At 72.3% G+C, this 11,445-nt stretch carries 11 protein-coding genes; 4 read left to right on the top strand and 7 right to left on the bottom strand.

The features are described from left to right. Nucleotides 1-394: 394 nt before the first annotated feature. Together GUI43_RS07410 and GUI43_RS07405 are read right to left on the bottom strand one after the other, a co-directional pair. Nucleotides 395-1,969, bottom strand: coding sequence for an FMN-binding glutamate synthase family protein (locus tag GUI43_RS07410; RefSeq protein WP_112698411.1), 1,575 nt, complete (start codon nucleotides 1,967-1,969; stop codon nucleotides 395-397). A gap of 90 nt (nucleotides 1,970-2,059) precedes the next feature. Further along, nucleotides 2,060-3,190, bottom strand: coding sequence for a peptidoglycan recognition protein family protein (locus GUI43_RS07405; protein ID WP_112602493.1), 1,131 nt, complete (start codon nucleotides 3,188-3,190; stop codon nucleotides 2,060-2,062). A 186-nt stretch (nucleotides 3,191-3,376) separates the two neighbouring features. On the opposite strand from GUI43_RS07405, the gene GUI43_RS07400 reads away from it, so the two are divergent. From GUI43_RS07400 to GUI43_RS07390, 3 genes are all read left to right on the top strand, one after another. Next, the gene (locus GUI43_RS07400) at nucleotides 3,377-3,847 is read left to right on the top strand and encodes a DIP1984 family protein (protein ID WP_112587734.1); all 471 of its coding nucleotides are present in this window, start codon (nucleotides 3,377-3,379) and stop codon (nucleotides 3,845-3,847) included. 358 nt (nucleotides 3,848-4,205) lie between these two features. Continuing rightward, a complete protein-coding gene (locus GUI43_RS07395) occupies nucleotides 4,206-5,321 on the top strand; it encodes a mechanosensitive ion channel family protein (protein WP_112698410.1) in 1,116 nt (371 codons plus the stop codon). A 264-nt stretch (nucleotides 5,322-5,585) separates the two neighbouring features. Continuing rightward, nucleotides 5,586-6,923 (top strand): MFS transporter, encoded by a 1,338-nt coding sequence (locus tag GUI43_RS07390; protein ID WP_112698409.1) that lies wholly within the window; start codon nucleotides 5,586-5,588, stop codon nucleotides 6,921-6,923. 46 nt (nucleotides 6,924-6,969) lie between these two features. Here the strand turns inward: GUI43_RS07390 and GUI43_RS07385 are convergent, their stop codons facing one another. The 4 genes from GUI43_RS07385 to GUI43_RS07370 all read right to left on the bottom strand — a co-directional run bounded on the left by GUI43_RS07385 (nucleotide 6,970) and on the right by GUI43_RS07370 (nucleotide 9,477). Continuing rightward, on the bottom strand, nucleotides 6,970-7,356 hold the full coding sequence (locus GUI43_RS07385) for a VOC family protein (RefSeq protein WP_112602490.1): 387 nt from the start codon (nucleotides 7,354-7,356) through the stop codon (nucleotides 6,970-6,972). Then, a complete protein-coding gene (locus GUI43_RS07380; RefSeq protein ID WP_167457779.1) occupies nucleotides 7,353-8,078 on the bottom strand; it encodes a DUF4287 domain-containing protein in 726 nt (241 codons plus the stop codon). Before GUI43_RS07380 ends, GUI43_RS07385 begins: the two co-directional genes overlap by 4 nt. A 190-nt stretch (nucleotides 8,079-8,268) precedes the next feature. Then, on the bottom strand, nucleotides 8,269-8,685 hold the full coding sequence (locus GUI43_RS07375) for a YchJ family protein (protein ID WP_112698408.1): 417 nt from the start codon (nucleotides 8,683-8,685) through the stop codon (nucleotides 8,269-8,271). A 24-nt stretch (nucleotides 8,686-8,709) separates the two neighbouring features. Next, nucleotides 8,710-9,477 (bottom strand): SGNH/GDSL hydrolase family protein, encoded by a 768-nt coding sequence (locus tag GUI43_RS07370; RefSeq protein WP_112698407.1) that lies wholly within the window; start codon nucleotides 9,475-9,477, stop codon nucleotides 8,710-8,712. Between the two features lie 88 nt (nucleotides 9,478-9,565). Here GUI43_RS07370 and GUI43_RS07365 point away from each other — a divergent pair, with 88 nt between their 5' ends. Then, nucleotides 9,566-10,276, top strand: coding sequence for an MBL fold metallo-hydrolase (locus GUI43_RS07365; protein ID WP_112587719.1), 711 nt, complete (start codon nucleotides 9,566-9,568; stop codon nucleotides 10,274-10,276). 19 nt (nucleotides 10,277-10,295) lie between these two features. Here GUI43_RS07365 and GUI43_RS07360 read toward each other — a convergent pair whose 3' ends face one another. After that, nucleotides 10,296-11,396 carry a magnesium and cobalt transport protein CorA gene (locus GUI43_RS07360; protein ID WP_112587717.1) on the bottom strand — a complete coding sequence of 367 codons (1,101 nt, stop codon included), beginning with the start codon at nucleotides 11,394-11,396 and terminating at the stop codon, nucleotides 10,296-10,298. Nucleotides 11,397-11,445: the final 49 nt, after the last annotated feature.

Genomic DNA, 11,445 nt, shown 5'->3' with positions numbered 1-11,445 from the left:
CCCCACCCGAGGCGCTGGCGGCGATCGTCAGGATGTCCGCGGGGTGTCGCGGCAGGCCACGCGCCCAGCACCGCACCGCCGAGCAATGCCGGAGCGGCGCGGGCCGGTCGGTCGCTGAGCCCGGGCTGTTGCCGCATCGGCGGCGGCTGGAGGGCATGTCGCGAAAACGGGCTATACCTCTGAGTCGTATTTATGACTCAGAGGTATATCGCTCAAGGGCGAATATGGCTCCCCGGTCGGAGACCAGCGGGTCGGAGCCCAGGCCTGGTCGGAGAGCAGCGGGTCAGTGGCCGGCGGGTCGGAGGCCGACGGGGTCGGAGTCCAGGTCTGGGCCGAGGCCGGGGTGGGCTGGCGGCCAGGGCCGGTCCCAGGCCGGCCAGGTTCGGGCGTTATCTCAGCCGACGGCGGTGGCGGAGGGTGGGGCGCTGCCGCCCTGGGGTGCCTCCGGGATCATCAGCCGGATGATCTCCGCCTGGTCGGCGGGCGAGGGCAGTCCCCATTCGGGCCGGTAGCCGTACACCTGGTGTAGTGGGGTGGAGCCGGTGCGGCCGTCCAGGATCTCCACGGCGTCGGTGCCGATCAGGCCGGGGTGTTCGACGCCGCAGGCCTCGGCGACCTTGGTCAGGTCGCGGCGCAGCGTCCGCAGGTAGTTGGCCGCCCGGACCGACTTCAACGTCGGGTCCAGGCCCCGGGCGAGCCACGTGTTCTGTGTGGCGACGCCGGTGGGGCAGGTGTCGGTGTGGCACTTCTGCGCCTGGATGCAGCCGATCGCCAGCATCGCCTCCCGACCGACGTTGACCAGGTCGCAGCCGAGCGCGAACGCCACAATGGCGTTGTCCGGCAGGCCGAGCTTGCCGCCGCCGACGAAGACCACCTGTTCGTGCAGATCGTGCTCGGCGAAGACTTTGTACACCCGGGAGAAGCCCTGTTGGAACGGGAGCGACACCGAGTCGGTGAAGATCAGTGGCGCGGCCCCGGTGCCGCCCTCGCCGCCGTCGATCGTCACGAAGTCCACACCCCGGCCGGTGTCCCGCATCAGGGTGGCCAACTCCTGCCAGAAGACCAGGTCACCGACCGCCGACTTGATGCCGACCGGCAGTCCTGTCTCGGCGGCCAGCAACTCCACCCAGTCGAGCAGGCTGTCGCAGTCGGAGAACTCGGCGTGCCGGGACGGGCTGACGCAGTCCTGACCGGCCGGGATGCCCCGGGTGGCGGCGATCTCGGCGGACACCTTCGCCCCGGGCAGCAGCCCACCGAGGCTCGGCTTGGCGCCCTGGCTCAGCTTGATCTCCAGTGCCCGCACCGGTGCGCCGGCGACCAGGTCCTTCAGGCTGTCGAGGCTGAACCGGCCGTGCTCGTCGCGGCAGCCGAAGTACGCGGTGCCGAGTTGGAAGACCAGCTCACCACCGTTGCGGTGGTACGGCGACAGGCCGCCCTCGCCGGTGTTCTGCAGGCAGCCGGCGAGCGCCGCCCCCTTGTTGAGCGCGGTGATGGCGTTGCCGGAGAGCGAGCCGAAGCTCATCCCGGAGATGTTGACGACCGACTCCGGTCGGAACGCCCGGGCGCGTCCCCGTGCCGCGCCGAGCACCTTCGCGCAGGGCAACCGCACGTCGTGCCCGGCGGCCGGTGACGACGGCGGCACGGCACGACCGAACGTGCGGTGCTTGATGATCGGGTACCCGGGGGTGTACTCGATGTCGTTGTCAGTGCCGAAACCGAAGTAGTTGTTCTCCTGCTTGGCCGACGCGTACACCCAGCGGCGCTGGTCGCGGGTGAACGGTCGCTCCTCGTTGTTGCCGGCCACGATGTACTGCCGTAGCTCCGGCCCGATCGTCTCCAACAGGTAGCGGGCCCGGCCGAGGACCGGAAAGTTGCGCAGCAACGCGTGGTCGCGCTGGATCAGATCCCGCGCGGCGAGGGCCGCGACGGCGGCGGCGACAGCGGGTACGGCTCGACGGGCCCAGGTCATGCCCGGGACTCTTTCCGCCCGGGCGGCGGATCAAACCGGTGAGCTGGCTGGTGGCGGTGCGGGCGTGGGCCGCGCACCGCCACCACGCGCTCAGCGGTGCCGGAACGACTCGCGGACCGATCCGCCAACGACGGTGCACCACGTGCTCGTGCTGAGCTTGCCGTTGCGGGGCAGACCGTGCAGCGCCTGAAGGTCCTGCACCGCCCTCCGGGTGGCGTGGTCGTACGCCCCGGTGACGGTGACCGCGTACCCCTTGGTGGCGAGGATTTCCTGCACGGCCGTGACCGGCGCTCCGGCGGCGTGCTGGTCCAGCTCCGGCGCCAGGGTCTCCCAGGTCGGCGTGGTGAGTGTGGCGTCCACGTCCACCGCGATGCCGTTGCGGGCCTGCCAGTCCTGCACTGCCGCGACGGTCGCGGCGTCGAACGTGCCGCTGACGGTCACCGGGTAGCCCCGGTGGGCGAGCAGGTGCTGCACCACCCGGACCGAGGGGGAGTTGACGAAACGCCACAGGTCCGGCCAGCGACGCGCCGGCACGTCACCGAGCCTGGTGCCCAGGGCGGCGTGCACCCGCCGCCGCAGCTCGGGGAACTGCCGATAGAAGGCCGCGCCCGGGCACTGGGTGGTGCGGAAGTCCCAGTGGCCGAAGATGTCGTGCGCGTGCAGCCCGTACTGCCGGCAGATCGCGACGCAGAGCTTGACCAGCGAGTCGGTCAACGCCTCGGGTGGCGTCTCGGTGACGTAGGTGCCCTCGTTCTCGATGCCGATAGCCCGGCCGTTCTCACCTGGACAGTGCGCCGAGATCATCTGCCGGTCGCCGGCTTCCAGGCGCTCCAGGCTGCCCCGGCGGCCCTCCAGCACGTACCCGCCACGGCTCACCGTGAAGTGCTGGCCGGTGTCCGACCAGCCGTTGCCGTCCATGTGCAGGTCCTGGCAGTCGTGGGCCAGCTTGACCGCCTGCTCGCGGGAGTAGTCGGTGACGTTCGGGAACGCCATGTGATGCACGATGATCTTGTTGGTGGCGATGGCGCTCACCGACAGCGGGTCCTTCGGCGGGCGGGCGGCCCACTCGTCACAGCTGATGATCCAGTCCAGGTCGGTGCCCGGCGCGGCGTGCGCCGCGCCCGGGAAGGCGAGTTCGCTCCCGACGACGGCGACCGTTGCGGCGCCGAGACCGGCCCGCAGCAGCGTCCGGCGATCCACTTCGGAATGGTCGACGTGCATTGCATCTCCTCCTGCGGCCGACGGCGGGGGGATGAAAAGTAGCTCCAGTGGCCGCACGTACTCCGGAGAATATTGCCAAGACTCGTCCGCGCGCTAGAGGGCGCCCACCCCTGACGGGCAGCCGGAAAACCGGTCGGCCGAAAGATCAACGTTCGGCTAACCTGGCCGCTGACTCGGGGGTGGAAGATGAAACTTGGTGAGGCCCTGACCGAACGCGCCGAGGCGGCACGACGGGTCGAGCAGCTGCGGGCCCGGATCAACGGCAGCGCCCGGTACCAGGAGGGCGAGCTGCCTCCGGAGGACGCCGCGGTGCTCATGACGGAGTTGGACCAGGTTCTCGACAACCTGGAGACGCTGATCCGGCGCATCAACCGGACCAACGCCACGGTGCCGGTCGACGACCTGGGCACGCTCACCGACGCGTTGGCCCGGCGGGACGTCCTGCGACTGCGGCACGCGGCCGTCACGGCGGCCGCCGACGCCGCAGCCGGCAGCGGGCGTGGTCACCTGGCCCGGCAGCTCCGCTCCGAGCTGAAGATGCTCGCCGCGTTGCCGGTCGCCGAGCTTCGGGAACGCGCCGACGGGCTCGCCGGGCAGCTGCGCGAGCTCGAGGTGCGGATTCAGCGCACCAACTGGGAGGCTGACCTGCTGGACTGAGTGACTCCAGCAGCGATGTGGAGCAGGTAGCCGTCGTGGAGGCGTGTACACACAGGGCCGGGCTGCAATCCCGGCACCCTTCTTGGCGCGCGGTGGGCAGCGCGGGGTTCGACTCCCCACGCACGACGCAGCCCAGCACCGAGGACAGGTCACACCGCAACACGCACACCTCATCACCACGTACAGATCCTCGACGGCGAGGGCGGGTTCGGGGCACTCCACATCCGCGCGGCCGCGTGCTGTTCGCTCACCAGCACCCGGTCGTGAGGGCGGCCCTGCCTGGTCGGCGTTTCCGAGCGTCGGGTCGGGGGTAGGTCGGGGCTGACCGTTCCGGCTGCCCCATTTAAGGAATGACCAGATGAGTGACAACGTCAGCGACGCGGTGGGCGACGCTCTCCGCTCGGTGATGCTCTTCCTGCCCAAGGCCGTCGCCTTCCTGGCGATCCTGGTGGCCGGATGGCTGATCGCCAAGGCCGTACTGAAGATCGTGGAGAAGGTCCTCGAACGGGTCGGCTTCGACCGCGCCGTCGAACGCGGCGGCATCCGCCGTGCGTTGAGCCGCTCCCGGTACGACGCCAGTGACATCGTCGCGAAGCTCGTCTACTACGCGGTGCTGCTGTTCACCCTTCAGCTCGCCTTCGGCATCTGGGGCCCGAACCCGATCTCCGACCTGCTCGGCGCGGTGATCTCGTGGCTGCCCCGCGCCTTCGTCGCGATCGTCATCGTCGTGGTCGCCGCCGCCATCGCCAACGCGGTCAAGGACATCATCAGTGGCGCGCTCGGCGGCCTGTCGTACGGCCGGGTGCTGGCCACCATCGCCTCGGTGTTCATCCTCGGCCTCGGTGTCATCGCGGCGCTGAACCAGATCGGTGTGGCCACCGCGGTCACCACTCCCGTGCTGATCGCCGTGCTGGCCACGATCGGCGGCATCCTCGTCGTCGGTGTCGGCGGCGGTCTGATCCGTCCGATGCAGAGTCGGTGGGAGTCGTGGCTGACCCGCGCCGAGCAGGAGTCGCAGCTGATCGCCGAGCACGCCCAGGCGTACCGGGCCGGTCGCCGCGACGCCGAGGCCGAGCTGGCCCGCCGGTCGGCCACCACCACCAGCGGCGCGGAGGCCACCCAGGTGGTGCCCCGGCCGGCCGACGCCGACGCCACCCAGGTGGTGACCCGGCCCACCGACCCGGAGGCCACCCAGGTCGTCCACTTCCCGGTCAGCTCCGACGCCACCCAGGTGGTCAATCGCAGCGCCGTCGACGAGGTTACGCCGACGCCGGCCCGGCCCTCCGCGACCGACGACACGACCCAGGTGGTCAGCGGCTCGACCGACTCGGACGTCACGCAGGTGGTGGGCGCCGGCGCCGACCCGGACGCCACCCAGGTGGTCACGGGCGGCACCGATCGCTCGGTGCCCGGGCAGCGCACCAGCGACGACAGTGAGACCACCACTGTCATTCCGCCGGTCGACCGGCGCTGACACCAGCGGTACGGCGGCGGGGCGGGATCGATCTGGTCCCGCCCCGCCCCTCGTCGTGCGCCCCGCCTCGCTCACCCGCCACGCCTCGCTCACCCGGCACGGTCGCGCTTCCCGGCACGCCGAAAGCGCTGGCCGCGGCCGCGTCGGTTGTCTAGCATCGCGGGCATGACCTGGCGACATTGATCCAGCAGCGTCGGCCGATCCCGTGGGCCACCACGGGCACCGCACGTCCGGTGTCCGTCTCCACTCCCACGGGAAGGCCCCATGACCCCCATCGCTTCGCGTGTGCCCGAGCCGGCGGTCCGTCAGTTGACGGCGACCCTCTACGGGTACGCGTTCCTCAGTGACCTCGTCCTGCTCTACCCGCTGTACGTGGTGTTCTTCGCCGACACCGGGCTGTCGGTGGGGCAGATCGCGTCGCTCTTCGTCATCTGGTCCGCCGCCGGCATCCTGTTCGAGGTGCCCTCCGGCGCCTGGGCCGACGTGCTGTCCCGCCGGCTGCTGCTGTGCCTCGCCCCGCTGGTGGCCGCAGCCGGTTTCGCGCTCTGGGTGCTGCTGCCGTCGTACCCGGCCTTCGCAGTCGGCTTCCTGCTCTGGGGCGCCGGTGGCGCACTGGTCTCCGGTGCGCTGGAGGCCCTGGTCTGGACCGAGTTGGACCGGCTCGGCGCTGTCGGCCGGTACGCCCGGGTGCTCGGGCGGGCGCGGACGGCGGGCGTGCTGGGCGTGGTGGTCTCCGGAGTGCTCGCCGGCCCGGTGCTCGCCGTCGGCGGGTACCCGGTGGTCGGCGCGGCCAGCGTGCTCGCCTGCCTGCTCGCCACGATCGTCGCCACCCGCTTCCCGGAACACCGCGCGCCCGCCGCCGTACGCGTTCCGGTCGCGGAGCCGGCGATGGCCGCCCGGCCGGCGGGCGCCGCACCATCCCGGCCGGACGAGCTGGACACCGCCCCGCCCGCGAGCCCGGACGACGATGGTGACCTGGGGTGGTGGGACACGCTGCGGGCCGGAGTGTCACAGGTCCGCACCCGTCCGCCGGTACGGGCCGCCGTGCTGCTGGTGGCCGTGGTCGCCGCCGACTGGGGTGCCCTGGACGAGTACACCCCGCTGCTGGCCCTGGACACCGGCGTCGGGGCGCAGGCCGTGCCCCTGTTGTTGCTGCTGCTCTGGGCCGGAGTGACAGTCGGCGGGCTGCTCGCCCCGGCGGGGGAGCGGCTGGGCAGCCGAGGCTACGCCGCGCTGCTGGCGCTGGTCGGCGTCGCGCTGGCCGCAGGTGCCCTGCTTCGGCATCCGGCGGGGTTCGTGCTGCTCGCGGTGGCCTTCGGCGCCGCGCAGTTGGCCACCGTGCTGGCCGACGCGCGGCTCCAGGCCCGGATCACCGGCACCAGCCGCGCCACCGTCACCTCCCTGGCCGGGATGGCCACCGACGTGCTGATCATCGTGACGTACGCCGGCTACGGTCTGCTCGCCACGGCGGCCGGCAACGCGGTGGCGTTCGCGCTGACCGCCGGGGCGTACGTCGTGGTGGCGCTGGTGCTGCTGACCCGTCGGCGCCGGACGGCCGTGCCCGCCGGCGTGGTCGCGGTCGTGCCGGGCGGCCCGGACTGACCGGGGCCCGGCGGCGGCCTTTTCGGGCCGCCGCCGGGCCGCACTGTCAGCGGGCCATGTGCAGGAACGACCACTGGTGGCCGTCGAGGTCGCGGAAGCCACGCATGTACATCGGCCCGTTGGCCATTCCCGGCCCGAGCGACTCCCCGCCGGCGACCGCCGCCTGGTCGACCAGTTCGTCGACCTGCCCTCGGCTGGACGCCGACAGCCCGACGATGACCTCCCGGCTGGTCGCCGTGTCCGTCGTGGCGACCCCGGTGTACGCCTCGAAGCCCGAGCGGAGGTGCAGCACCAGCCGGGTGGTGTCGGAGATGGTGAGCACCATGCTGTCGCCGTCCGGCTCGGCCTGGTCGCTGGTGAAGCCGATCGCCCGGTAGAACTCGGTGGCGGTGGTCAGGTCGCGCACCGGCAGGTTGATGAATGTCATGGTCATCGGTGGTCTCCGTCCGTTTCGAACAACACCTTCAGTGCGGCGAGCCGGTCCCGCCAGTACGCCTTGAGCTCCGCGGCCTGCTCGGCTCCGGTCAGCTTCTCGTGCAGGACGTTGACCCGGGCCTTTGACTCGCCGACAGCGTCGATGCCGACCACGATCCGGGTGGGGCCACCGGCCCAGTCGGCCCGGAAGATGCGCGGCGCGGTGGCGGTGCGGACGCGCACCTCGACGTCGGGCAGCCAGCGGGCGCGTGCCGTCTCGTCGGCGAACGCCTCGAACAACCGCAGCGCCGGCACGGCCACCGTCCGGCTCGCGCTGGCCTCGAAGCCACCGCCGCGTCGTTGACCCGGCGCACGCAGGCCGCGTGACTGCTCGTACCCGACGGTGATGGTCTGCGCCCACCAGCCCGGCACCTCGTGTTCGGTGGCCAGGTGACGGGCGATCCGGGTGTGCGTCCACTCGGTGGCGGACGCGGCGTCGAGCACTGCGAACCACTCGTCCCAGCCGCGGCCGGTCCGGGCGCGGATCAGATCGTCGGCGATCCGCTCGGTCTGCGCCACGGCAGCCGCGGCGGTCGGTTCGGTAGGCGCTGGCGGGGACGCGGCGGTGGACGCCGGCTCGGCGGCCCGATTGATCAGGTGCCGGCGGGCGGTGGTGTAACTCTCGCCGGTCTTCTCCATCCGGGCTCGAACCCGGGCCTTGAACGATCTCTGGGTGGTCATCACATGCTCCCGGTCAACGGCACGGTCACCGGGACTCACGCTCCCGCCGACCCCGCCGGAGTGGGGCATGTGGCACCACGTCCCGAGGGCTCAAGGCCCCCTTTGCCTCCGCGTTGCCGGCGGCGTGAGCGCCGGGAGGGAGGTGCGGCGCAGGACTACGCCGACGTCATCCTACGCCCAAACAGCGCCGTCAGGGTTGGTCACCGTCGAGGTAGACCCACCGGCCGTTCTCGCGGACGAACCGGCTGTGTTCGGTCAACGTGCCGGGCCGGCCCGCGTCCCGGTAGTGGGCGTGGAAGGTCACCGTGCCGGCGGTGTCGAGCAGGCCGCCCCGCTCGGTCTCCACGATCTCCAGTCGGGTCCACCGCTGCCCCGGGTCGAGCTCCAGGGAGGCGGGTCGGGTCGAGGAGTGCCAGCTGCGCAGCAGGTAACCGGAGTCGCCGAGGGCGAAGGCGCTGAACCGGGAGCGCATCAACGCCTCGGCCGTCGCCGGGGTGTCGCCGCCGTGCGCCGGCGCGCAGCAGTCCGCGTACGCCCGGCCGGAGCCGCACGGGCACACCCGTCCCGTCGTCGCATTCGCCCGCCGACGTCCCGCACCCTTACCCACGTCGCTAATCCTGCCGCACCCGACCTAGTCGAGCGGCACCGGCAGCGGCACCGGCCGCTTGGCCACCCGGTCGTCGCCCGACGAGCGGCCGCGTAGGTGCCGGGCGATCCAGGGCAGCAGGTGCCGGCGGGTCCAGGCCAGCTCGGCGCCGAACACCTCGCCGCGGCGGCGCCGGGGTGCCGGCGGCAACGGCCGCGTCCAGGAGTCGTCGAACCCGGGCAGACCCGCCGTGTACGCCAGTGCGGCGGCGATGCGCTCGTGCCCGGCGCTGTTGGCGTGCAGCCGGTCGTCGCTCCACAGCCGGGGATCCGAGGAGACCGGGTGCGCGCCCAGGTCGAGGAGGGTGGCGCCGGTCCGTGCGGTGGCGGCCCGCAGCGCCTCGTTGAGCGCCAGCATGCGACCACGGAGCGGCCGGGCCAGCGGCATGACGGGTGCCGGATCCGGCATCGTGAAGGTCAGCACCGTGGCACCCTGCTCGACCAGTGCCTGCTGCATCGCCGCCACATCCCCGGCGACCTGGTCCGCGTCGAAGGAGGGGCGCAGCACGTCGTTCATGCCGGCGACCACGGTGGCCAGGTCGGGGGCCAGGTCGAGGGCGGGCTGGAGCTGCTCGGCCCGGATCAGCGCGGTGGTCCGGCCACGGATGGCCAGGTTCGCGTATTCCAGACCCCCTTGGGCACGGGCCACCGCCAGGGCGAACCGGTCGGCCCAGCCCCGGTAGCCGCCGGCGCCGTCCGGGTCGTCGAGCCCTTCGGTGGTGCTGTCGCCGATCGCCACGTACCGCTGCCACATCACCCGCGCGAGGTTAGCGCTCCGTCAACCCAGGCGGGCCGCCGGTCGGTCGAGAACGACAGTTGACGATCGCTCCTAGACTCGCGACATGACGCGAGCCCCTGCGGTGCCACTGGCCCCGAACGTCTGGCGTATCCCGACGGTGGGCCGCTCGGCCGTCAACTCGTACGCCTTCGTTGACGACGACGGCAGTGTCACGCTTGTCGACTGCGGGCTGGCCAAGGCGCCGGCCCGGATCGTGCGCGGGCTCGCGGCGATCGGCAAGGCGCCGGCGGACGTCACCCGGATCGTGCTCACCCACGCGCACCCCGATCATGCCGGCGGAGCGGCGGAGCTGGCCCGCCGCACCGGCGCGCCGGTCGCGGCGCACGCCGCCGACCTGCCGTACGCGGAAGCGGGCCGCGCGCCCGTCAGCGACCCGACCGTGACCGGCGGGCGGCTCTTCGCCCGGCTCAACAGCGGCCGGTTTCCGGCAGTCGAGGTGGCGCAGCCGCTGGCCGACGGGGACCTGCTCGACGTCGGTGGTGGCCTGCGGGTGGTGCACACCCCCGGGCACTCGCCCGGGCATGTGTCGCTGCTGCACGAGCCGACCCGCCTGCTGATCACCGGGGACGCGTTGTTCAACGTGCTCGGCGTCCGGTGGCCGATGAAGTGGCTGTGCAGCGACTTCCAGATGACCCGGGAGACCGCGCACGTCCTCGGCGAGTTGGATTACGACCTGGCGGCCTTCACCCACGGCCCCGAGTTGACCGACAAACCCCGCGACCACATCCGCGCCTTCCTCTCCGCGCGCCGCTGAACAGCCCGTCGGCGAGGGTTCACAGCCAGCCGGAGCGGCGGAACAGCCGGTACAGGAACAGGGCCGCCGCCGCCATCAGGGTGAGGGCCCCGGCGTAGCCGTAGCGCCAGGCCAGCTCGGGCATGTGATTGAAGTTCATGCCGTAGATGCCGGCGATGCCAGTCTGGGTGGCCGCGATGGCAGCCCAGGCGGCGATCTTGCGCATGTCGTTGTTCTGCTCGACGGCGAGCTGCGCCAGTCGCGACTGGACGATCGAGGTGAGCAGGTCGTCGTACGCGGCCACCCGATCCACCGCCCGGCTCAGCCGGCCGTCGACGTCGACGAACCAGCGGTGCAGGGCGCGGGGCGGGCCGTCGGGTTCGAGCAGCGTACGCATCGGTGCCTGCAATGGCAGGACCGCCCGCTTGAACTCCACCACCTCGCGTTTGAGCTGGTAGATGTGCTGGATGTCGGTCGTGCGGTCGCGGGCGAACACCGCCTCCTCGACGCGCTCCAGGTCCCGTTCCACGTGCCCGGCCACCTCCAGGTAGGAGTCGACCATGCGGGCGCAGACCGCGTACGCCACCGCCCACGGTCCGGCGGCCAGCAGCGTGGGGCGGCGCTCGATGTCGGCGCGGACGCTGCGCAGCGCCCCGGCGGCGCCGTGTCGCACCGTGATGGCGAAGCGGTCACCGAGCAGCACCATGACGTCCCCGGTGTCGATCACCTCGGAGGTGTCGGTCAGCTCGTCGTGCTCTACGTACCCGGCGGTGCGCAGGACCAGCAGCGTGACCGGCCCGTGGCGCTGGACGGTGGGCCGGTGCCCGTCGGCGAGCGCCTGTTCGACGGTCAGCTCGTCGAGGCCGAAGGTCTGGCCGACCGCGGCGAGCACCGCCGGGCCGGGATCGTGCAGTCCCAGCCACACGAAGGCGTCGCGGCCGTGTCGCGCCCGGGCGTACGCGTCGGCGTAGTGCGGTTGACCGGGTTCTCGCCGGCCGTTGACGTAGACGGCGCAGTCGACCACGGCGTCCGGGTTGGACCGGCGGGGGGTGGGGGAGTCGCCCTCGACCCGTCCGAGCAGTCGCCGGGCCAGGGCGCGTACGCCTCGACCGGTCCGGTCCCGTACCGGTCGCTGATCCACCGCGTGCCTCCCCGTCGCCGGCGTACCGTCCCGATCAGGGGATGGTGCC

This window comes from Micromonospora noduli, from assembly GCF_003264365.1.
Lineage (GTDB): Bacteria > Actinomycetota > Actinomycetes > Mycobacteriales > Micromonosporaceae > Micromonospora > Micromonospora noduli.
Note: the sequence above shows the minus strand (reverse complement) of the source record. Positions and strands in the feature narration are given on the sequence as shown.